At 42.1% G+C, this 23,477-nt stretch carries 19 protein-coding genes, 1 pseudogene and 1 other annotated feature; of the genes and pseudogenes, 15 read left to right on the top strand and 5 right to left on the bottom strand.

The features are described from left to right. The 4 genes and pseudogenes from AACQ81_RS07510 to dkgA all read left to right on the top strand — a co-directional run. The coding region (locus AACQ81_RS07510; protein ID WP_237386845.1) for a hypothetical protein at positions 1 to 199 on the top strand (199 nt) is incomplete at its 5' end. After that, on the top strand, positions 156 to 827 hold the full coding sequence (locus AACQ81_RS07505) for a DedA family protein (protein WP_237386844.1): 672 nt from the start codon (positions 156 to 158) through the stop codon (positions 825 to 827). The genes AACQ81_RS07510 and AACQ81_RS07505, both read left to right, overlap by 44 nt. 326 nt (positions 828 to 1,153) lie before the next feature. Further along, positions 1,154 to 1,378: pseudogene (locus AACQ81_RS07500) on the top strand (NADH-dependent alcohol dehydrogenase); the annotation flags it as partial. Between the two features lie 25 nt (positions 1,379 to 1,403). Then, positions 1,404 to 2,234 carry a 2,5-didehydrogluconate reductase DkgA gene (dkgA, locus tag AACQ81_RS07495; RefSeq protein WP_237386843.1) on the top strand — a complete coding sequence of 277 codons (831 nt, stop codon included), beginning with the start codon at positions 1,404 to 1,406 and terminating at the stop codon, positions 2,232 to 2,234. A 702-nt stretch (positions 2,235 to 2,936) separates the two neighbouring features. Here dkgA and AACQ81_RS07490 read toward each other — a convergent pair. Next, positions 2,937 to 3,596: a YtjB family periplasmic protein gene (locus AACQ81_RS07490; RefSeq protein WP_237386842.1), complete on the bottom strand. Its 660-nt coding sequence runs from the start codon at positions 3,594 to 3,596 to the stop codon at positions 2,937 to 2,939. A gap of 115 nt (positions 3,597 to 3,711) precedes the next feature. Between AACQ81_RS07490 and serB the strand changes: the two genes are divergently transcribed. The 4 genes from serB (at position 3,712) to AACQ81_RS07470 (ending at position 9,174) form a co-directional block, all read left to right on the top strand. After that, positions 3,712 to 4,689: a phosphoserine phosphatase gene (gene serB / locus AACQ81_RS07485; protein WP_237386841.1), complete on the top strand. Its 978-nt coding sequence runs from the start codon at positions 3,712 to 3,714 to the stop codon at positions 4,687 to 4,689. Between the two features lie 66 nt (positions 4,690 to 4,755). Continuing rightward, positions 4,756 to 6,141 (top strand): DNA repair protein RadA, encoded by a 1,386-nt coding sequence (radA, locus tag AACQ81_RS07480; protein ID WP_237386840.1) that lies wholly within the window; start codon positions 4,756 to 4,758, stop codon positions 6,139 to 6,141. A gap of 393 nt (positions 6,142 to 6,534) precedes the next feature. Next, positions 6,535 to 7,761, top strand: coding sequence for a multifunctional transcriptional regulator/nicotinamide-nucleotide adenylyltransferase/ribosylnicotinamide kinase NadR (gene nadR, locus AACQ81_RS07475; protein WP_237386839.1), 1,227 nt, complete (start codon positions 6,535 to 6,537; stop codon positions 7,759 to 7,761). Positions 7,762 to 8,442: 681 nt separating this feature from the next. Beyond that, positions 8,443 to 9,174, top strand: a complete 732-nt coding sequence (locus AACQ81_RS07470) for an ATP-binding cassette domain-containing protein (RefSeq protein WP_237386838.1) — start codon at positions 8,443 to 8,445, stop codon at positions 9,172 to 9,174. A gap of 51 nt (positions 9,175 to 9,225) precedes the next feature. Here the strand turns inward: AACQ81_RS07470 and ettA are convergent, their stop codons facing one another. Beyond that, positions 9,226 to 10,893 (bottom strand): energy-dependent translational throttle protein EttA, encoded by a 1,668-nt coding sequence (ettA, locus tag AACQ81_RS07465; RefSeq protein ID WP_237386837.1) that lies wholly within the window; start codon positions 10,891 to 10,893, stop codon positions 9,226 to 9,228. Between the two features lie 420 nt (positions 10,894 to 11,313). Here ettA and sltY point away from each other — a divergent pair, with 420 nt between their 5' ends. Then, entirely contained in the window at positions 11,314 to 13,233 is a 1,920-nt protein-coding gene (gene sltY / locus AACQ81_RS07460) for a murein transglycosylase (RefSeq protein ID WP_237386836.1), read from the top strand. Positions 13,234 to 13,290: 57 nt separating this feature from the next. After that, entirely contained in the window at positions 13,291 to 13,611 is a 321-nt protein-coding gene (trpR, locus tag AACQ81_RS07455; protein WP_237386835.1) for a trp operon repressor, read from the top strand. 172 nt (positions 13,612 to 13,783) lie between these two features. Here trpR and yjjX read toward each other — a convergent pair whose 3' ends face one another. Continuing rightward, positions 13,784 to 14,317, bottom strand: coding sequence for an inosine/xanthosine triphosphatase (yjjX, locus tag AACQ81_RS07450; RefSeq protein ID WP_237386834.1), 534 nt, complete (start codon positions 14,315 to 14,317; stop codon positions 13,784 to 13,786). Between the two features lie 55 nt (positions 14,318 to 14,372). Here yjjX and gpmB point away from each other — a divergent pair, with 55 nt between their 5' ends. Beyond that, positions 14,373 to 15,020 carry a 2,3-diphosphoglycerate-dependent phosphoglycerate mutase GpmB gene (gene gpmB, locus AACQ81_RS07445; RefSeq protein WP_237386833.1) on the top strand — a complete coding sequence of 216 codons (648 nt, stop codon included), beginning with the start codon at positions 14,373 to 14,375 and terminating at the stop codon, positions 15,018 to 15,020. Here gpmB and robA read toward each other — a convergent pair. Further along, on the bottom strand, positions 15,017 to 15,898 hold the full coding sequence (gene robA, locus AACQ81_RS07440) for an MDR efflux pump AcrAB transcriptional activator RobA (protein ID WP_237386832.1): 882 nt from the start codon (positions 15,896 to 15,898) through the stop codon (positions 15,017 to 15,019). The genes gpmB and robA overlap by 4 nt on opposite strands. A 753-nt stretch (positions 15,899 to 16,651) precedes the next feature. Between robA and creA the strand changes: the two genes are divergently transcribed. Then, entirely contained in the window at positions 16,652 to 17,128 is a 477-nt protein-coding gene (creA, locus tag AACQ81_RS07435; protein ID WP_237386831.1) for a protein CreA, read from the top strand. 102 nt (positions 17,129 to 17,230) lie between these two features. Here creA and arcA read toward each other — a convergent pair whose 3' ends face one another. Further along, positions 17,231 to 17,947 (bottom strand): two-component system response regulator ArcA, encoded by a 717-nt coding sequence (gene arcA, locus AACQ81_RS07430; RefSeq protein WP_092553118.1) that lies wholly within the window; start codon positions 17,945 to 17,947, stop codon positions 17,231 to 17,233. 688 nt (positions 17,948 to 18,635) lie between these two features. Beyond that, positions 18,636 to 18,751: a sequence feature (Thr leader region), on the top strand. Positions 18,752 to 18,781: 30 nt separating this feature from the next. Here arcA and thrA point away from each other — a divergent pair. From thrA to thrC, 3 genes are read left to right on the top strand one after another with little or no spacing between them, the layout of a single operon-like run. Beyond that, complete coding sequence (gene thrA / locus AACQ81_RS07425; RefSeq protein ID WP_237386830.1) at positions 18,782 to 21,241, top strand: bifunctional aspartate kinase/homoserine dehydrogenase I; 2,460 nt, start codon at positions 18,782 to 18,784, stop codon at positions 21,239 to 21,241. Then, a complete protein-coding gene (gene thrB / locus AACQ81_RS07420; protein WP_237386829.1) occupies positions 21,223 to 22,173 on the top strand; it encodes a homoserine kinase in 951 nt (316 codons plus the stop codon). Before thrA ends, thrB begins: the two co-directional genes overlap by 19 nt. 2 nt (positions 22,174 to 22,175) lie before the next feature. Continuing rightward, entirely contained in the window at positions 22,176 to 23,468 is a 1,293-nt protein-coding gene (gene thrC / locus AACQ81_RS07415) for a threonine synthase (RefSeq protein ID WP_237386828.1), read from the top strand. Positions 23,469 to 23,477 lie beyond the last annotated feature (9 nt).

Genomic DNA, 23,477 nt, shown 5'->3' with positions numbered 1-23,477 from the left:
AATTTCCAGCTATCATCTGTTAACATTAGTCTTGGCATTTGGGGTAATTGTTTTGATTTTTGGCGAAACCATTATAACAGCCCCATTTGCTGCTTGCTTTTTATACCAAAAAGATCAACACGCTCTAGTTTACTCGCAAATTTACAGGATAAATGATGGAAATGTTAAGCGAGATCGTGCATGCACTCTGGCATCATGATTTTAACCAACTTGCCAACCCCGATATTATTTGGGTGATTTATGGTGTCCTCTTTGTCACACTGGTACTGGAAAACGGGTTGTTACCCGCCGCCTTTTTACCTGGTGATACTCTGCTGGTTCTTTCTGGTGCCTTGATAGCTAAAGGCGTCATGAGCTTTATTCCCACACTTGTCCTACTCACCATCGCTGCCAGTCTGGGTTCTTGGTTGGGATATTTGCAGGGTCGCTGGCTCGGGCATACTCATCTTGTCAAGAACTGGCTGGCTCAACTTCCGCTACAATATCGCCAACGAGCCAATCAACTCTTCGCCAAACACGGCCTGTCCGCTTTGCTCATAGGACGTTTTTTAGCTTTTATTCGCACTCTCCTGCCAACCTTTGCCGGTATTTCTGGTCTAAATAATAAACGCTTTCAATTTTTTAACTGGTTAAGTGGTTTTTTATGGGTCATTATTGTTGTCGGCTTTGGCTATATCTTGAATCAGATTCCTTTCGTCAAAGCACATCAAGATCTGGTCATGAATATTTTGATGATTTTACCTGTTATTCTGCTGCTCAGTGGGCTGTCCGCTTCCTTATTGATGTACTGGCATCACAAGAAAACATCATCAAAAAAAGGTCAGTAAATATACTTGCCGTGTTAACTTTCTTATAAGAAGCATACTTCTATTTATTAACCAAAAATAATCAATATTAACCAAAAAGATCAAACAATCCGGATCCATTCCAACAAGCACTATTGCAGTCAATAGTTTGAATAATGACAAAATTTATATACTGTGTAACTTTTGCCGGCGGAATGGACTACTCCAAAAATGAAGCATTATAAATAAAATAATGGTATATTTACTATTATAGTCAAAGAGTTACATGATTACTGTTAGTGAGGGCGTTATCATTATGCAAAACTTTACACTACACCCACCCACCGAATGATGTTTTAGAGACCGGGGTTGCGCAGGGTTCTGAAGAAGAACGAATTAACAAAACTATCCATGCCACTCGTCAGTTTTTTGAAAGTATGGGTGTTAAAACCCACCTTTCTGATTATCAACTTGATGGCAATTCTATTCCAGCCATGATCAAAAAATTAGAACAGTAAGGTTTGGTTTCTCTCGGTGGATACCAAAACATTACGATTGATGTCAGTCAGCGTATTTATGAGGTGCCCATCTGAAATTCCAAATCTGAAGGAGGTTAGAATGGGTCAGCAAACAATTATTAAACTCGTTGATGATAACCATATGCCACAATTGGGGCTTGGGGTTTGGCAAGCGAGTAATGAACAAGTTGTTAAGGCTATCCACACCGCGTTAGAAGTGGGTTATCGTTCCATTGATACAGCGGCAATTTATCATAACGAAACAGGCGTAGGAAAAGCCTTAAAAGAAAGTGATATCCCTCGAGACGAAATTTTTGTTACCACGAAACTTTGGAATAATCGTCATCTGGATGTCAGCACTGCACTACAGGAAAGCCTGGATAAACTCCAACTGGATTACGTTGATCTTTATCTCATTCAATGGCCTGTTCCCGAACAGGATCATTACGTCGATGCTTGGAAACAGCTCATTGAGCTGAAAAAGGAAGGACTGATCCGCAGCATTGGTGTTTGTAATTTCCATATTGAGCATTTGCAAAAAGTGATGTTAGAAACCGGCGTGATTCCTGTTATCAACCAAATTGAATTGCATCCCCTGATGCAGCAACGGCAGCTCCATTCATGGAACGCAACCCATCACATTACAACTGAATCCTGGAGTCCGCTATCTCGTGGTGGAAAAGGCGTCTTTGACTCATCGCTAGTTGAATTGTTAGCAATTAAATATGGTAAAACACCAGCGCAGATTGTGATTCGCTGGCATCTTGAGTGCGGCATGATTGTTATTCCTAAATCTGTTACGCCTTCTCGCATTAAAGAAAATTTTGATGTGTTTGATTTTAGACTGGAGAAAGAAGATCTCACTGCCATGGCTGAATTGGATATAGGTAAGCGAATAGGGCCAAATCCTGATACTTACAATCAATTTTGAAAAATAATTAACCAATTTAAAAAATACTCAACGTAAAATAAGTCTATCTGAAAAACTCAAATTTATATCCACTCACCCCGTTCAAACCATTCCAACTGGCCTGAATCCTGTTTTTCAGCAGGATTCAGGTACATATGTCAAGGCAATAGACGCTGCTAAATCATCATAATTCATTGGTTAAATCTATATTACTAATAGTAACTATATTTATTATTTATGTATATTTAATGATATAAGCTTACTTTACGATGATAAATAAGAGGCCCATTAAATTAATGTCCAGTAATTACAAAGGTTAATTTAAAAAATTGAATCCCCTTTTTTATTGAAACCTCAAACAAACTTAAGGAAATAACAATGATTTATGTAGTTATCTCTTTTCTTATGCTTATTCCTTTTTTCTTCGTATTAAAATGGTTCCTATTATCAAGCTATATCTACCACAACGCATCGGGAATTATGCTTGCAATAACGGCAATTGCTTTTCATATGTATGTCTTTCGCTTTGATAAAATCCCAGTTGTGAATATTGTAATATCACATAACCCTATAGTGCTTTACGGTGCGATTGTGATTGCATTGATACACGCTATGATCTACTCCATTTGCTTCAAGCGGTACTATGGAAAGTTTGACTCATGAGAATTATTAATTTCTCTTCCTCCGATAAAGGGACTATCTTCACCCAACGATAACCCTGTCTTACCGTTGAGAATTTTCGCTTTTCGTTTCTTCTTCATTAGAAGATTTGGTATTAGCGGTCAAAAGATAGGGCGATTGTTGCCAGCGGCTGGGAGTCAATTGCAGTAGGTTATGGGCCAGAATAAAGCCAATTGCCAGAGATAACAAAATCATGATCCTGAGTAAGTTAGTGGTGTTATCAACCTGCTTGGCTTCCGTTGCCAATCTGTGAGTATCTAGTGTCAGGCGAAGAAAACCTTTTGGATGGCTTTCTCCGGGTATCGGTACAACAATCTGTTGGTTAAAGTAACCACTGGATTTTTTACCCTCCAATGATAATCGTTCACGGACCGAAATCGGTTCTCCACTCCGTGCTATCTGCGTTCCATTCTCCAAATAAACACTGGCATCTAAAATACGGCTTTTGCTCGTCAGATAGTCCAAGTTAGCTACAATTTTTTTATTATTAAGATCTTTACTGCCATTCTTCATATAATCAGACAAGCTGAATGCAACCTGTTTTGCCAATGTTTTCGCCAGTTCTTCAAACTGATCCATATGTGCCTGTTGCTGAGAACGGCTAAAATAGGAAACCCCCTGCATCAGCAGTACCAGCAATGCTATGCATATTAAAATAATAGCCGTTTTGTGCAGTCGAAACTTTAGTTTTGCTTTTATCATAGTTATCCCATCCCGTGATCAAAAAGCACATGTTGCCAGATGCAGTATTGATAGGATAGTTTGAAAAGCGCTTTTTGCCTGCCAAAATTACATGGAATTACAGGAGTCAATGTACATGTCTAATAATCTGGCTTATCGCTACTTACCGGATGAGATCCATAAATGGCCTGGGTTACCATTATCTCTCAGTGGCGATGAAGTCATGCCACTGGATTACCGAGCAGGAGATAGCGGTTGGTTGCTGTATGGGCGTGGTTTGGATAAACAACGCATCAGCAATTTTCAGCACCGTCTTGGCGTAGCCATTGTAGTCGTATCTTCATGGCGTATTGATGATTATCAAGTTGTCCGTATTGCCGGCAGTCTCTCTCCTCGCATTAAACGACTGGCAGATGAATGCTACCTAGATGTTGTTCCATTGGGACAAATCCCGCGTCTGCGTTCACCCGGCCTGTTAGTAATGGATATGGATTCAACAGCTATTCAGATCGAGTGTATTGATGAAATTGCTCGTTTGGCAGGAGTTGGCGATAAAGTGGCTGAAATCACCGAGCGTGCGATGCAAGGCGAACTGGATTTTTCAGAAAGCCTGCATGAACGAGTAGCCCAACTTGCAGGCGCTGATGCCTCAATCTTACAGCAAGTAATGGAAACACTCCCTCTTATGCCGGGGCTAACCAGCCTTGTTCGCAAGTTGCAATCGCTGGATTGGCATGTCGCAATTGCATCTGGCGGCTTCACATACTTCGCCGATAATCTTCGCCAGAAGCTACGTCTTTTTGCTGCTGTCGCTAACCAGCTTGAGGTAAAAGATGGCAAACTGACCGGCAAAGTCAAAGGACCTATTGTCGATGCAAAATATAAAGCAACCACGTTGATAAGACTGACAAAAGAATTGGGTATTCCATTGAGCCAAACCGTTGCCATTGGGGATGGTGCCAATGATCTGAAAATGATCCGTAAAGCCGGGTTGGGCATTGCTTATCATGCAAAACCTAAGGTATATGCTCAGGCTAAGGTTTCTATTCGGCATGGTGATTTGATGGGAGTTTTGTGTGTTTTGAGTGGTGGTTTGAAACACGAAGAGCGTTAATGGCATACCCAATAGCTGTTGAATTTCAGTTTGAGCCAAAAAGTAATCATATGAAGGGAGGAGAAAGTGGCAAAAGCAGCAAAACGGGCATTTGTCTGTAACGAATGTGGCGCGGATTATCCCCGCTGGCAAGGGCAATGCACCGCATGCCACGCATGGAATACCATTACGGAAGTACGTTTGGCCGCCGCCTCATCCTCTCGCAATGAACGTTTCAGCGGTTATGCCGGTGATACGGGAATCAGTAAGGTCCAAAAACTTTCAGAGATTAGTCTGGAAGAGTTACCGCGCTTTTCAACCGGGTTTAAAGAATTTGACCGCGTTCTCGGTGGGGGAGTGGTTCCCGGTAGTGCCATTTTGATTGGTGGTAATCCCGGGGCGGGGAAAAGTACCCTACTTTTACAAACCATGTGCCAGTTATCGGCTCAGATGAAAACCCTGTATGTGACGGGTGAAGAATCATTGCAGCAGGTGGCAATGCGGGCACATAGGTTAGGGTTGCCGACCGATAAACTGAACATGTTGTCAGAAACCAGCATTGAACAAATTTGCTTGATTGCAGAGCAAGAGCAACCAAAGCTCATGGTAATTGACTCAATTCAGGTCATGCACATGGCAGATATTCAATCCTCGCCGGGCAGTGTAGCGCAGGTCAGGGAAACAGCAGCATACCTGACCCGATTTGCCAAAACCCGTGGCGTTGCCATTATCATGGTTGGTCATGTGACAAAGGATGGTTCCTTGGCCGGCCCTAAAGTGCTCGAGCATTGTATAGACTGTTCTGTCATGCTGGACGGCGAGGCAGATTCCCGCTTCCGTACTCTCCGCAGCCATAAAAACCGCTTCGGTGCTGTAAATGAGTTGGGTGTTTTCGCCATGACTGAACAGGGATTACGGGAAGTGAATAACCCTTCTGCCATTTTCCTGAGCCGTGGTGATGAAATTACAGCAGGCAGTTCCGTCATGATTGTGTGGGAAGGTACTCGTCCCTTGCTAGTTGAAATTCAGGCACTCGTAGACCATTCCATGATGTCAAACCCACGTCGTGTAGCAGTGGGGCTTGAACAAAATAGGCTGGCTATTCTGCTGGCGGTTTTGCATCGACACGGCGGTTTACAAATGGCTGACCAAGATGTTTTTGTTAATGTCGTAGGTGGTGTGAAGGTAACGGAAACAAGTGCTGATCTCGCGTTATTGCTCTCTTTGGTTTCCAGTTTCCGCAATCGTCCTTTACCCCGTGATTTGGTGGTATTCGGTGAAGTGGGGCTGGCAGGAGAAATTCGTCCCGTCCCCAGCGGTCAGGACCGTATTTCAGAAGCCGCCAAGCACGGTTTTAAACGAGCTATTGTGCCTCACGCTAATATGCCGAAAAAAGCATTACCAGATATGAAAGTATTTGGAGTCAAGAAACTAGCTGATGCTTTATCCATTTTGGATGAGCTGGATGATTAATTTGTTGATTATTACATGAAGACCTAAGTTTTTTTCTTAATTACTGAACATATTATTTGCCTGACCTCATCATACTAAATGAGGCAGGCAATAAAAAATCAGTGAGTTACTCACCATATATTTCGTTTATTCAAACCGACAATGGTTATATTTACTGTTACATAGCGATAGGAAAAAACTTATAAATATGCAGAAGACATATTACAATTAAGCTGCTAATTTAGTATTTGTCTTTCTTATTTTATACATATCCTTGATTATCTGATTTTAAATTTCTACAATCGCCAAAATGACAGTATTTCATCCCAAAACATCAATAAACAACCACTTTTATTTTTACTTTCATGATAAGCATGTTATTTTGTTTAATATATTAAACATCAAGGGGGTTATATGGGACAGTTTAACTACTTGAAAGAAGCCATCAAACAGGCAGGTTACACGTTACAGCAAGTTGCTGATGCCAGTGGCATGACAAAAGGTTACTTAAGTCAGCTTATTAACGATAAAATAAAAAGCCCGAGCGCACAGAAACTTGCTTCACTCCATCAATATCTAGGGTTGGCGTATCCCATGGAAAAGAAAACAGTCGGTGTTTTGTTTGGTAAATTTTACCCGTTGCATACCGGACACATTTATTTGATTCAACGCGCATGCAGTCAAGTTGACGAATTACACGTCGTTCTTTGTTTTGATGAAGTGCGTGATCGTGAGTTATTTATCAATAGTTCGATGTCTCAGCAACCCACTGTAAGTGACCGTTTAAGGTGGTTATTGCAAACGTTCAAGTATCAAAAAAACATTCGTATCCATGCATTTGATGAACACGGGATGGAACCTTACCCAAATGGCTGGAAGACGTGGAGTCAAGGTGTAAAAACATTTATGGCAGGAAAAGGGATCAATCCTAACTACATCTATTCCAGTGAAGAGCAGGATGCTGCCCGCTACAAGGAGTATTTCGGCATTGAAACCGTGCTCATTGACCCACAGCGCTCATTTATGAACATCAGTGGCAGCCAAATTCGTCAGGCTCCTTTCCGCTATTGGGAGTATATTCCAACAGAAGTAAAGCCATTCTTCGTGCGTACTGTTGCCATTCTGGGCGGAGAATCGAGTGGAAAATCAACATTGGTGAATAAGCTGGCCAATATATTTAACACTACCAGCGCATGGGAATATGGGCGTGAATACGTGTTCTCCCATTTAGGGGGAGATGAAATGGCCTTGCAATATTCAGATTATGATAAAATTGCATTAGGTCAGGCTCAATATATTGATTTTTCAGTTAAATATGCCAACAAAGTTACATTTATTGACACTGATTTTGTTACAACACAAGCCTTTTGCAAACGCTATGAAGGAAAAGAACACCCATTTGTTCAGGCAATGATTGATGAATATCGGTTTGATTTAGTTATCCTTTTAGAAAACAACACCCCTTGGGTGGCTGATGGTTTAAGGAGTTTAGGCACTCAACGGGATCGCAAGGAATTTCAACATTTACTTGAGAGCTTGTTGAAGACAAATAACATCGATTATGTTTGTGTCAATTCACCAGACTATGACCAACGTTTTTTACGTTGTGTTGAACTGGTTCAACGCATGTTAATGGAGTAACTAACATTTATCTATAAAATAGATCTGCCTTATATTATTACCACTATTAATTGATAATGATTTATTTTCCATAGTAACTTTTATCATTATGTGTTTATTTCGTTTTAATGGTTAATTAAATGTTCATTGTGGTTATTTTTTACATGCGGTAATAAAATAAATTGTGATAATAATATTTTTTGATGCTAAAAATTTACTGTTTTAACTTGAATTGTAGAGAAATAAGTCATTTAATGAATAGACCTATTGACTTATTTATATAAAATTTATTAGTTATTAATAAACCCATAAATAATATAGGTGTATTTAATCAGTGATGGAGGCAATGTAAAAATAACATTAAAATATTAATGAAATATATAATGACTTTTTTCCTTATTACTAAATTGGAATAAATACATAAGAATTTATACTATTTTTATTTAACGCAGTTTTTGTTGTAGTCATAATTAATTAATATTCTTGATTTTTTATTCTAAGATTAAGAAACATCTCATGTATTATATAGTCATTGTAAATAATAATTGACATAAAATGAGTGTATTTTTAGCTAAGATGTTTCGAATATAAACTATTTTTATTCGCACAATGCTATAAGGATATTAGTGTTAATGTGAATGAATTTAGACAGCATATGTTAAGGAAAAAGCTTTAATCTTTTAACCTAATTGTGTTGAGAATATGAACTTAAATCAATTTAAATCGATTGAAGTTATCAATATTTCATATGGTTTAACTGATACTACAGTTAATCATGAAATGATTTCAGATATCACATTTTCTATTATACCAGGTGAAATTACTTTGATAACAGGGCCGAAGGCATCGACTAACAGCACCGTACTGTCGATTACATCGGGTATGTTACAACCAGATCAAGGAGATGTATTAATTAATAATAACAAGTTGAAACTAATGAATGATGTAGAATTAGGGCAGTTTCACGCCCAAAATAGTGGGTTTATTTTTCAGGGTTTTAATTTATTTAGTGAACTCACACTATTAGATAACTTGTTATTATCAACTTCTTATGGATTATCACTTTCTAGTGAACAAGCAGAAAAGATCGCGCAGAAATCGTTAGATATAGTGAAATTAGGCGATAAAAGCCGCTATTACCCAGGGGAACTGTCTGAGAACGAAAAGCAATTGGCTGCGATAGCAAAAGCCATTGTGAGAAGACCTGAATATTTATTTACAGATGATCCTACGCGTAACCTAGATCATCAGGCATTTCAGACATTCATTAATATCTTTAAATTTATAGCACATGAACAGAAAGGTACGGTTGTCATTGCCTCCCAAGATAACCGCCTGTTGAAGCATGCAAATAGTGTTATCACTTTAGCGAGTGGAAAGGCTGTTAAGACTTATGAATCTTTCCAAGAACGACGCGTTTTGTGTAGTAACTAGCTGTAAATTTGGAAAAACGGCCTGATATCAGGCCGTTTTTTTCTATCTGGATTATTTACTGATCTTTTTATATTTAATACGGTGAGGCTCCAGTGCTTCAGCTCCCATTGTCCGCTTTTTATAATCTTCGTATTCGCTGAAGTTCCCTTCAAAAAAGGATACTTTACCTTCATCTTGATAATCGATGATATGTGTCGCTATACGGTCAAGGAACCAACGGTCATGGGAAATAACCATTGCGCAGCCCGGGAATTCCAGCAGGGCGTTTTCCAATGCGCGCAGAGTTTCAATATCCAAATCGTTGGTTGGTTCATCAAGCAACAGCATGTTGCCGCCCACTTGCAACAGTTTGGATAAATGTAGACGGCCACGCTCACCACCGGACAATTCACCAACGCGCTTACCTTGATCTACGCCTTTGAAGTTAAAACGTCCAACGTAGGCACGGCTTGGGATTTCAAAGTTGCCGATACGCATGATATCTTGACCGCCAGAAACTTCTTCCCAAACGGTTTTGCTGTCATCCATATTGTCGCGGAACTGCTCAACAGAAGCCAGTTTCACGGTTTCACCCAGTGTAATGGAACCAGAATCCGGCTGTTCTTGAGCCGACAACATACGGAACAAAGTCGATTTACCCGCACCGTTCGGTCCGATGATCCCGACAATCGCGCCTTTTGGCAGAGAGAAGCTCAAATCATCGATCAGAACACGATCACCATAAGATTTGGTTAGGTTGGTCACTTCCAGCACCTTATCACCTAAGCGTGGGCCAGGTGGAATAAACAACTCACTGGTTTCGTTGCGCTTCTGGTACTCAACGTTATTAAGTTCCTCAAAGCGGGCCAGACGCGCCTTACCTTTTGCCTGACGTCCTTTCGGATTTTGGCGTACCCACTCAAGTTCTTTCTCAATGGATTTACGGCGAGCAGCTTCTGACGAAGCTTCCTGTGCCAAACGGGCATCTTTTTGTTCCAGCCACGAGGAGTAATTACCTTCCCATGGAATCCCTTCACCACGGTCAAGTTCCAAGATCCAGCCAGCCACGTTATCAAGGAAGTAACGGTCATGGGTAATCGCAACCACAGTGCCTTCGTAATCGTGCAGGAAGCGTTCCAGCCATGCAACAGATTCAGCATCAAGGTGGTTGGTTGGTTCGTCGAGCAGCAGCATGTCTGGTTTTTCCAGCAACAAGCGGCAGATTGCTACACGGCGGCGCTCACCACCAGACAAATGTTCGATTTTGGCATCCCAGGCTGGTAAGCGCAGGGCATCAGCCGCTCGCTCAAGCTGGTTATCCAGATTATGCCCATCATGGGATTGGATAATCGCTTCCAGTTCGCCTTGTTCTTTAGCCAGTTTATCGAAATTTGCATCAGGATCAGCATAAGCTGCATAAACTTCATCAAGACGCGTCAGGGCATTTTTGACTTCGCTGACCGCTTCTTCTACTGCTTCACGAACAGTATTTTCAGGATTGAGTTTTGGCTCCTGTGGCAGATAGCCAATTTTAATGCCTGGTTGTGGGCGAGCTTCTCCCTCAATATCTTTATCAATACCCGCCATGATGCGCAGTAAGGTTGATTTACCTGCACCATTGAGACCAAGAACACCAATTTTTGCTCCGGGGAAAAAACTTAGAGAAATATTTTTCAGAATATGCCTTTTCGGGGGAACTATTTTACCAACCCGATGCATACTATAAACATATTGAGCCAATGTAGTTTACCTTTTAGTTAATCAGGAAATTTTTGAAATTTATTTGCGCTTATGGGGCTTGGATGGCGTATTTTACCCTAAATTTTACGTATCGTGTTGTTACCCGATTAGGATTAAATACAAACCTTCTATGGACGCAAACGGTAAAAAATTATCTGTGCGGAACGTCTATGTATGAATGCTATTGCCGTTCCAAATCGTTGATTGTATTCACTACTGAATGGAATACCAATAGGGTTATCTATGGCTTTATAAAATAAACATTTTCCGAATTTGTATCTTTTATACCCCATAAGTTGTAATAAATCACATCAATAATATGATTATAATTACATAGCATTTTAGCTATGTGGTTGGCATTGTTCATTTGGGCACTGTTCATCTGATCGTTGATAGTCGTCTTCTGAAGGGGTAGTGGCAATGAGTAAGTGGCAGTATTTTGCAATGGCTGTGGGTATGTTTTCTGTTGTTGCGGGAGCGGCATATGCTGATTCTCTGAGCGTTCAACGTCAGCGATATCAAGAGATAAAACAAGCGTGGGATGCAAAGAATATGGTGAAAGTCGCACATCTGATGCCCACGTTGAAAAATTATCCCCTCTATCCCTATCTTGAATATCGTCAATTAACTCAAGATCTGGTGCTTGCCACTCCACAGCAAATTCAACATTTTATTCATACTTACCCTACTCTGCCGCCAGCACGTTCTCTGAACTCCCGATTTATTGATGTACTGGCAAGTAATGGCGATTGGCCCGGTATTCTGGCATTCAGTCCCAATCCCCCAAGTACAGTAGTAGAAAGCTGTAACTATTACTTTGCCCAATGGGCCACAGGCCACCAGCAGGTTGCATGGAAAGGAGCTGAATCGATTTGGCTAAGTGGCAACTCATTGCCAGATAATTGCAATAAACTGTTTGATGTCTGGGAACAAGATGGATATTTATCTGCGCATTTAATTTTGCAGCGTATCGAATTGGCGCTGAAAGAGAATAACGTCACTCTCGTTACCTATCTGGTCAAACGCTTGCCGTTAGATTATCGAGGTTTAGGATCAAGTTTGATCAAGCTGCAACAAAATCCGGCGCTGATTGAGCGATTTGCCACAACTACAGCACCAACGGATTTTACCCGTTCGGTTATCATGACAATCTTTTCTCGTTTTGCCCGTGAAAATGCTGAACTGGCCAGAGTAAGTATTCCCGTATTTGCTCGGGCGCAAAAAATGAATGACACCGAGAGGCAGCAACTAAAAGATATCGTTGCATGGCAATTGATGGGGGATATTACGCCGGAACAGGCAAAATGGCGGGACGAGAGTATTCGTAATTCACAATCTATCAAGTTGCTTGAACGCCGTGCCCGCTTAGCATTGAGGGATGACGATTATGTAGATCTTGGAAAATGGTTAACCTTGTTGCCAAAAACGACTTTACAGCAAGATGAGTGGCGATATTGGAGTGCGGTTCTCTTGTTCAAACAAGGAAAAACAGCTGAAGGCAATGCTATATTACGTAAGCTGACAGAACACCGCGGTTTTTATCCCATGGTAGCAGCCCAAAAACTGCATATACCCTATCCTCTGATCATTAATAAGGCAGAAAAACCTGATTCTTCTATTTCGAATATGCCAGAAATTCGGCGCATCCGTGAGTTACTGCACTGGAATATGCATGATCTGGCTCTCTCAGAATGGGTTAGTTTGGTTTCCTCGCAAGGTCAGCTGAAGCAGGAACAATTGGCACGCTATGCGTTTGAGCAGCACTGGCCTGCGTTCAGTGTTCAAGCGACTATCACGGGAAAAATGTGGGATCATCTTGAAGAACGTTTCCCATTGGCATGGCGCAACGAATTTGCAAACTTTACATCAGACAAAGATATTTCACCAAGTTATGCGATGGCGATCGCCCGTCAGGAAAGTGCATGGAATCCACAGGCTCGTTCCTCTAAAGGTGCCAGTGGGTTAATGCAAATCATGCCAAAAACCGCAGAACATACAGTGAAGAGTAAAAAGATTCAAGGCTATGTCAGCAGTAGCCAATTAATGAACCCGGCCATGAATATTAAGATTGGCACTGCCTATCTGGATTCGGTTTACCAACGTTTTGACAATAACCGCATTCTCGCAAGCGCCGCCTATAACGCAGGCCCTACAAATGTTGTTCGTTGGTTGGCCAATACCTCCGGGCACCTTGATCCGATCGCTTTTATTGAGAGCATTCCTTTCACTGAAACACGCTCTTATGTCAAAAACGTCCTTGCTTATGATATGTTCTACCACAATTTTATGGGGAAAATGTCGAACATACTGACTAAGGCTGAATGGCAGAGACGTTATTAATTTGACAAATAAATATGATATGCTGCCGTACTAGTTCAATAGTATGGCAATTAATATATGACACAAAATCATTTAATTGATCCGGCACTATCGCCGGAAGATAGTGATGACTGGCTCGCTTTTGTTGCGTTGTTACAAACCGCATTTGAACAAAATTTGCAACATTCTATTTTACAGCTATTATTGACTCCCGATGAACGAACCGCCTTGTCTACCCGGGTTCGGATTATTCAGGAATTGATGCGTGGGCAAATGAGTCAGAGAGAGCTGAAAAACGAGCTGAGTGTCGGTATTGCAACCATCACTCGTGGCTCCAATAGCTTAAAATCAGCCCCGACTCATGTGAAAAACTGGCTAGAGGCACAGTTATTAAAATAGCGGTTATGATACCCAGTGGATTTCGGGTTGCGGTCAACAGAACTGTGGCTAGAAAAACTAAAGGGATAAATGATGAGTTATAGTCATTGAAAAATAACAGCTGAATTAACTATTGGGGTCATACAATCGTGACCCCAATTATTCCCAAGCTACGATGTTATTGAGTATGCTGCTAAAATGGGTTATTCAACTCTTTGTAAATTTCATGATGGATAGGTACAAGAGCCAATATCAGAGCTTGATGATAAACGCTGGTGCGGGTCAGAATACCGTTGGTAAAAAAGCCGATTGCACCACCTTGCTGCTTAATATTGTCGATGCCCGCCACGTCAGCCATTTCGTGACCAAGCTCGCGTCCCTCACGAATACCTTCCAATACTTTGTCAGGCAGCATCAGACTGGCAGAACGAGATTCTCCCCGAATTTGTTTATGCTCAATGACCATCCAAGCAAACGTCATGTCATCTTCAATTCCAGCTTCAACGCCAACCCAAAAATCAGCTTCAGGTCTGACTTGGCGGGCAGCCATGACTCGATGACGGGCACCTGTGCGGGTTTCAGTATTACCAATAGGTTGTTGAGGTACGCTGCTGTCTACGTTGACATCTTCTATACGGTAAGTGCCTGGGCCAAATACATCATCGAATGCAAGGCTAATCGCTTTTATTTTCGCAGGGTTAGTTGTTGCTGCAATAACGTGGTACATAATAAATAAATTATCCTTTGAATTATTTCATGATGCAGTATAACGGAAATTAAATATGTTACAGGTCTATCTTGTTCGTCATGGCGAAACCGAATGGAACGTGGCTCGTCGTATTCAGGGGCAATCTGACAGTCCTTTGACTGAAATTGGCCGCAGCCAGGCTCACTTAGTCGCTCAAAGAATAAAATCAGAGAACATTACCCATATTATCACCAGTGACCTCGGTCGAACACGTCAAACAGCAGAAATCATCGCTGAAGCCTGTGGATGTGAGGTAATACTGGAGCCGCGTTTGCGGGAGTTACATATGGGGGTACTGGAGAATCGCGAACTGTATTCCCTCACATCAGAAGAGGAATCCTGGCGTAAAAGTCTGGTCGATGGTACACCGAATGGGCGGATACCAGAAGGTGAATCGATGAGCGAATTGGCAATCCGCATGCGGGCCGCACTGGAAAATTGCCTCAACCTGCCGACAGGCAGCCGCCCGCTGCTAGTCAGTCATGGCATGGCTCTTGTGAGTCTGCTCTGCTCGGTTCTGGGTCTTCCTGCCAATTCAGAACGTCGCCTGAGGCTGAGAAACTGCTCTATTTCACGGGTAGATTACCAGAATAGCCCATGGCTGGCTCCGGGTTGGATCATTGAAACAGCGGGCGATATCACACATCTTGATCTGCCCGCCTTGGACAAATTACAGAATTAATGTTCGATTGGGATGAGATACTCAAATTCCGTAACATGGCTTTGAGTCTCATCCTCCATATTCTTCCAGTCAAGATTGGTGAGATAGTATCGCTCGACATCATATCCCTTCCTGCGAGTGATATTCAATTTAGGCAGACAAACGCTGTAAACTGTAAAAAGGAAATCCTGTACTTGTTCTTTGTCACCGAAATAACTGAATGAAATATAATCCCCGCCCGGCAAAGGAACCGGACGACTATCCCTGGTATTAAAGGTCGCGTATTCTGGCTCTATCGCTGTGGTATAGAGCACGGTGTGTTCATCTTCATTCTCTGCACTGAGCGTAGTATGGTGCAATCCGTAAAGTCTGGGTGGCAATACCTCAGCATCCTGTAGATAGTTAATCCAAAAGTCATGGCGCAAACTCTGACAAGCTGTTGACCATTCTTCCAGCCCAAAGCTGCAAGTATGCTCTGTGCCGATAAGCAGTTTATCTTCTAATGTAACGAATTTGTGCGCAGGCAACGGTTTATTGTCCAACAAAATCGGGGGGCATATCCCCGTTGCGCACCACTCTTCACTCCGGCGATAGGATGCCGGAGTTCGATCAAATTGTTTTTTGAAAGCCCTCGTGAAAGTTTGTTGTGAATCAAAACGATATTGCAGAGCAATGTCTAGAATTGGGCGGCTGGTTAAACGTAATGCAATGGCGGCTCGGGATAATCTTCTTGCGCGGATATAAGAGCCAATTGCCTGACCCGTCACGTCCTTGAACATGCGTTGTAAGTGCCATTTGGAGTAACCAGCTTTTGCTGCAACGTTATCGAGGGATAGTGGACGATCTAAATTATTATCCAACCAATGCAGCAGATCCCGAATAATGTTGGTTTGGTCCATACATCTCCCTAAGTCATCAAGACAGAAAGAAAACAAATATTAATATGAAACAATTTATTAAATTGAAAACAAAAATATTTTTCTAAAAATAGATATGTTGTGTAATTTGATTGATAATCAACACCTATCTTTCTCCAAAGATAAAAAACATGAATTTTAGACCACTGACTCTCGTTTGGCACATAGAGGGTTACTTTCAAATACTGTCTTCACCTCTTACCACGATAACCTTGTTTTCACTGTAGTTAATGATTAATCAATCCTTATTATCACCCTGTATATTATTAACATGCAAATAGTATCTAAAAGGCAGTCCTATGCAAATAGGCTTATTGTTGAATTTATGTTGTAAATCAAACAACAATAACCAAATTAAACAAGTTTAATCTTGGAATAAATTAATAGCAGATTCAACAATATGTCAAGCATTGTCTTGGTTAATTAGATAATTAATTGAATTAAAATAAAATTATCGACGTACGTGATGAATATTGCTCTAGTTCCAGTGACCTTGACAACTTTCTAAAAACGGTGTTTATGCTAATAACAATTGCTTGCGAAAGTAAAATCAGCGGCAGCGATAGATTTCAAGACCACCACTTACTCGTCTTGGACGTCTATTCAGCTATAATGCCGTAATTTTTCATTATAGATATATTTACAGTGGAAATGTTCTAATTAAAACCATTTACTTAGATTATATGTGAATGACAGATATTTTCACTGTATTTATTTAATTAAAGTGGATTAAATATGGTAATAATCAAGAAAATAGTGATAGCAGCTACCTTGCTCTTTTCCCCTGTAATTCTGCATGCTGAAGAGATCGGTTCTGTTGACACCGTATTCAAGCTTTTTGGCCCTGATAACAAAATTGTGATCGAAGCCTTTGATGATCCAGATGTTAAAAATGTCACTTGTTATTTGAGTCGGTCAAAAACGGGGGGCATCAAGGGAGGTTTAGGATTAGCGGAAGATACATCTGATGCTGCCATATCCTGCCAGCAAGTTGGCTCAATAGAATTGGCAGACAAAATCAAGAATTCGTCCAAAAAAGGACAAGTTGTTTTCCAGAAACGCACTTCTTTGGTATTTAAAAAGCTTCAAGTTGTCCGTTTCTACGACTCTAAACGTAACTCACTTATCTATTTAACTTACTCTGATAAAGTGATTGACGGTTCTCCGAAGAATGCGATCAGTGCCGTGCCAATTATGCCGTGGAAAGAGTAAATATTCCGCTGAAAATTGACCGTTAAGCATAAGAAAAGCCCTGATGTTGTAAAACATCCGGGGCTTTTTGACAGAAACGGTATTTACCTGTAACGGTGTGAATTAGTCTTCTAAGTCACCACAGAAACGGTAACCTTCGCCGTGGATGGTCGCAATGATTTCTGGAGTATCGGGTGTCGATTCAAAATGTTTACGGATACGACGAATAGTAACGTCCACAGTACGATCGTGAGGTTTCAGTTCACGGCCTGTCATCTTTTTCAGCAATTCTGCACGAGTCTGGATTTTTCCTGGATTCTCACAGAAGTGCAGCATCGCACGGAACTCACTGCGTGGCAGTTTATACTGATCACCCATAGGGCTAACCAGAGAACGGCTGTTGATATCCAGCCCCCATCCATTGAATTTATAGCTTTCAACCTGACGACGTTCTTCGCCAGAATGACTCAGATTCATTGTCCGTGAAAGCAAATTCCGTGCACGAATGGTTAACTCACGCGGATTAAATGGCTTGGTTATATAGTCATCAGCACCGATTTCTAGACCAAGGATTTTATCCACCTCATTGTCACGGCCAGTCAAGAACATCAGTGCGACATTCGCCTGCTCACGTAATTCACGGGCAAGGAGTAACCCATTTTTACCTGGCAGATTAATATCCATAATCACTAAATTGATATCGTTATCTGACAGAATGTTGTGCATTTCTGAACCGTCAGTGGCTTCATAAACGACATACCCTTCAGCTTCAAAAATGCTTTTAAGGGTATTGCGTGTGACAATTTCGTCTTCAACAATCAAAATGTGCGGGGTTTGCATGGTTGCTACCTAAAATCGCTAAAAAACAGAATCCGTATGACATAAGCTGTTGTTATAAATAGAAAAAATTATGATCTTGTTCTGAATAACAGAAAACCAACCTATGCCCAAGTAAACTTTTGATATGTTTTACGCTAAAAGCCAGCGTCGCTTTTTTTGGAGGGTACATACCCGAAAAAACCCGATTTAAACAAGGCCCTATATTAGTCTATTAACAGCAATATAACAGCTAGTAATGCATTTGCCTTCTAAAAAAAACTAACTTTTGTTGATACATATCAAAATCAATTGTAGCACGTTAACATTGATTGTAATTGTTAATTTTACTTTGGTGCATTTGTTATTAAATTGAATAAAATATGTTAACTAACATAAGGCTATTTGAATGGTTGGGAGGATTAATTCAACACTCAAACGTCCAAACGCGCATGTTTTTATCATAAAGACAAAATAATTACAAAATATGTTTTTTGTAAAATTAAATGCTGGGGAATAACGCATAAAACCAGATAATGAGTTGCCTTTTTTGTCATATTTTGAATCATTACAATACAGGAAATGACGTTTTTTTCTTCTTTCTCCATAAAAAATATTTGACATTGACCACACTTTAATTTAACCAATATAGGGTCAAACGAATACAAAAAGACAGACAGGAAAATTATGCGTCACTACAGCCCGAAAAAAATGGTTACTACAAAAACCATTACTACGATTACCACCGGAACGACAAGTTGCGGTGCGGGCTAACGCGTATACACAAAATAGAAAGCCCGTATCCCACAAGATACGGGCTTTTTTTTGGACAAAAATCAGGCCGGAGAGATAAAGTTAATGCGAGTATTGAAATTTGGGGGCACTTCAGTTGCCAATTACCAGCGTGTACTGAGTGTTGCAGACATCGCCGAAAATGAGCTATCCCTTGGGCAAGTTGCCCTGGTACTCTCTGCACCAGCAAAAATCACCAACCATCTTGTGGCAATGATTGAGAAAACGGTTTCAGGGCAGGATGTTGTTTCCAATATCAGCGATGCTGCCCAAATCTTCAATGATTTGTTGTCAGGGTTGAAAAAGCATCAAGCGGGATTCGATTATGAACGCCTGAAAAGCATGGTGGAACGCGAATTTGCTAATCTGAAACAGACTTTGCATGGCATTTCCCTGTTAAAACAATGTCCAGATAGCATCAATGCAGCACTGATCTGTTGTGGTGAAAAGCTGTCCATCGCTATTATGGAAGCGCTGTTACAGGCCCGTGATTACAAAGTAACTGTCATTGATCCCGTCAAAAGCTTATTGGCGCACGGTTATACTCTCGAATCGACTGTTGATATTCATGAATCTTCCAAGCGCATTGCTGAACTTAATATTCCTTCTGACCATATTATCCTCATGGCCGGTTTTACCGCTGGTAATGAAAATGGAGAATTAGTGGTACTGGGGCGCAACGGTTCTGATTATTCAGCCGCCGTGCTGGCAGCTTGTTTACAGGCAGATTGTTGTGAGATCTGGACTGATGTTGATGGCGTTTATACTTGTGATCCGAGGGTTGTTGCCGATGCACGCTTACTGAAAAGCATGTCGTATCAAGAAGCAATGGAATTATCTTATTTCGGTGCGAAAGTTCTCCATCCACGCACCATTTCCCCCATCGCCCAATTTCAAATTCCTTGCCTCATTAAGAACACTGCCAATCGCTACGCACCGGGTACTTTCATTGGTAATGGCCAACACGATGACAGCATGCCTATCAAGGGCATTACCAACCTGAATCACATGGCGATGATCAATGTCTCCGGCCCCGGAATGAAAGGCATGGTTGGGATGGCCGCACGGGTATTTTCCGTTATGTCCCGCAAAGGCATTTCTGTTGTGTTAATCACACAGTCGTCCTCAGAGTACAGCATCAGTTTCTGCGTACCACAAAACGAGCTGATAAAAGCGCAGAAGGCCCTGACAGAAGAGTTTTATCTGGAACTGAAAGATGGTGTGCTTGATCCCATTGATGTGATGGATAACCTTGCCATAATTTCTGTCGTTGGGGATGGTATGCGTACTCAACGCGGAATTTCTGCCCACTTTTTCTCTGCATTAACACGAGCCAACATTAATATTATTGCCATTGCACAGGGTTCTTCTGAGCGTTCCATTTCTGCCGTAATTGAAAATAATGCGGCAACCACAGCAGTTAGGCTCTGCCACCAGATGTTGTTCAACACCGGGCAAGTTGTTGAAGTCTTTGTTATCGGTGTGGGTGGTGTGGGTAGTGCGTTGATAGAACAGATCCGCCGTCAGCAGGCATGGCTCAAACAAAAACATATTGATTTACGTGTCTGTGGGATCGCCAACTCCCGCGCTCTGTTGACCGATATGCAGGGTATCTGTCTGGATAACTGGCAGCAGGCGCTCTCAGAAGCCACTGAGCCGTTTAGCCTGAGTCGTCTTATCCGCCTCGAAAAAGAGTATCACCTTCTGAATCCAGTTATTGTCGACTGCACTTCTAATCAGGCGATCGCGGAACAATATGTCAGCTTCCTCAATGATGGTTTTAACATTGTCACACCGAATAAAAAAGCCAACACCCTGACTATGGATTATTACCACCAAATCCGTCAGGCAGCAGGGAAATCGAAGCGCAAATTTTTGTATGACACTAACGTAGGAGCCGGTCTGCCTGTTATTGAAAACTTGCAGAACCTCCTCAATGCGGGAGATGAATTAGTGCAATTCAGCGGAATTCTGTCTGGTTCACTCTCTTATATCTTCGGAATGCTGGATGAAGGTATGACACTTTCACAGGCCACTTTGCTGGCAAAAGAGAAAGGTTTCACGGAACCCGATCCACGGGACGATCTCTCTGGCATGGATGTCGCCCGCAAGCTGCTGATTTTGGCACGTGAGGCGGGTTATGAACTGGAATTGGAAGATATCCATGTTGAGCCAGTATTGCCGGCTTCATTCGATGCCAATGGTACTGTTGACAATTTCTTGCAACGTTTGCCTCAACTGGATCAAGCATTCAGTCAACGTGCTGCTGATGCCGCAGAACAAGGGAAAGTTTTGCGCTATGTTGGCCTCATTGAACAAGGCCGTTGTACGGTGAAAATTGTTGCTGTTGATGGTAATGATCCACTTTACAAAGTCAAAAATGGCGAAAATGCGTTGGCTTTCTACACCCGTTATTATCAACCTATCCCACTCGTACTGCGTGGTTATGGTGCGGGGAATGATGTAACGGCAGCCGGCGTTTTTGCTGATATATTACGCACTCTGTCATGGAAATTGGGGGTTTAATGGTAGTCAGGATTTATGCACCTGCCTCTATAGGGAACGTTGGCGTCGGATTTGATGTGCTCGGCGCCGCAGTTTCTCCTGTTGATGGCTCGTTGCTTGGGGATTGTGTTTCCGTCAGTGGATCTGAAAGTTTCAGACTGAATAATAAAGGACGATTTGTCGGTAAATTACCTACCAATCCCGAACACAATATTGTCTACCAATGCTGGCAACTTTTTTGTCAGCGGCTGGGAAAAGAACTGCCTGTTGCTATGACATTGGAAAAAAACATGCCAATTGGTTCTGGGCTGGGTTCCAGTGCCTGTTCTGTGGTTGCGGGTTTGGTGGCATTGAACGAGTACGCTGACCGTCCGTTTAACTGTGACCAATTGCTGGATATGATGGGAGAGTTAGAAGGGCGACTTTCCGGCGGCGTTCACTATGATAACGTTGCCCCCTGCTATTTAGGCGGATTGCAGTTGCTCTTGTCACAGGAAGCGCCATTCTGCCAGCCAATCCCTGCATTTGATGATTGGTTGTGGGTAATGGCTTACCCCGGCATCAAAGTATCAACATCAGAAGCCCGTGCTATCCTGCCACAGCACTATTCCCGTCAGGATATTATTGAGCACGGACGTCATTTTGCAGGATTCATTCATGCCTGCCATACCCAGCAATCAGAACTGGCTGCCGAATTAATGAAAGATGTTGTTGCGGAACCTTATCGTGCGCAGCTCTTACCCGGATTTGCCAGCGCACGTGATACGGTCAAAAAACTGGGGGCGCTGACATGCGGTATTTCCGGTTCAGGCCCAACACTCTTTGCAATTTGTAATGAAATGACGGTAGCCGAAGAAGTCGCACAATGGCTGCAACAGCATTACGTACAGAATGATGAAGGCTTTGTACATATTTGCCGTCTGGATCTCGCAGGCGCACGACAGGTAGGGTAATCATGAAATTATATAACTTAAAAGACAGCAGCGAGCAGGTCAGTTTTTCTCAGGCGGTAAAACAGGGATTAGGCAAACAGCAGGGACTCTTTTTTCCACAAGATTTACCGGAATTCAGTCGTGACAAAATTGATGAATTATTAAAATTAGATTTTGTCAGTCGCAGTCAGCAAATTCTTTCTGCCTTTATTGGTGATGAAATTTCCGCGGAGCAATTAGCCGATAGAGTTAAAAGCGCATTTGCTTTCCCTGCCCCCGTAACAAATGTCGAAAACGATATCGCCTCACTGGAGCTTTATCACGGCCCTACTTTGGCCTTCAAAGATTTCGGTGGTCGTTTCATGGCACAAGTCCTTGCACAAATCGCCGGAAAACAGCCCGTCACTATTTTGACTGCGACATCCGGTGATACTGGTGCCGCTGTTGCCCATGCTTTCTATGGCCTGGATAATGTACAAGTCGTGATTCTGTATCCCGAAGGGAAAATCAGCCCATTGCAGGAAAAACTCTTCTGCACGCTGGGTGGCAATATCCATACTGTTGCTATCAACGGTGATTTCGATGCTTGTCAGGCATTGGTCAAACAAGCGTTTGATGATGAAGAGCTGAAAAGCGCCTTGCATCTCAATTCAGCCAACTCAATTAATATCAGCCGGCTGCTGGCTCAAATCTGTTATTACTTTGAAGCTGTTGCACAAATCCCTGCTGAGAAACGTGAACAATTAGTCATTTCAGTGCCAAGCGGCAACTTTGGTAATCTGACTGCGGGGCTGCTGGCAAAATCAATGGGACTGCCGATGAAACGTTTCATCGCGGCAACCAATGTCAATGACACGGTTCCCCGTTATTTGGCAAAAGGTGAATGGCAGCCAAATAAGACTGTCGCAACGCTGTCCAATGCAATGGATGTCAGCCAGCCCAATAACTGGCCGCGCATTGAAGAGCTGTTCAAACGCAAAGGCTGGGCATTGAGTGATCTGGCAAACGGGGTTGTCGATGATGAAATCACGCAAAGCACCATGCAAGATCTGGCGGCAAAAGGCTATATTTCTGAACCACATGCCGCTATTGCTTATCGTATTTTACGTGATCAATTACAGGAAGGAGAATACGGCTTATTCCTGAGCACTGCTCATCCAGCCAAATTCAAGGACAGCGTTGAAGCGATCCTCGGTCAACCTCTGCCGTTGCCAGCAGAATTGGCAGAACGGGCAGATTTGGCCTTGTTATCTCACTTCTTACCTGCTGATTTCTCAACCTTGCGTGAATTCCTGATGGAAAGGGCACCGGAATAACACTGTATT

The organism is Xenorhabdus sp. Sc-CR9 (assembly GCF_963897815.1).
Classification (GTDB): domain Bacteria; phylum Pseudomonadota; class Gammaproteobacteria; order Enterobacterales; family Enterobacteriaceae; genus Xenorhabdus.
The sequence above is the reverse complement of the archived record's forward strand: the minus strand, read 5'-3'. Positions and strand labels throughout refer to the sequence as shown.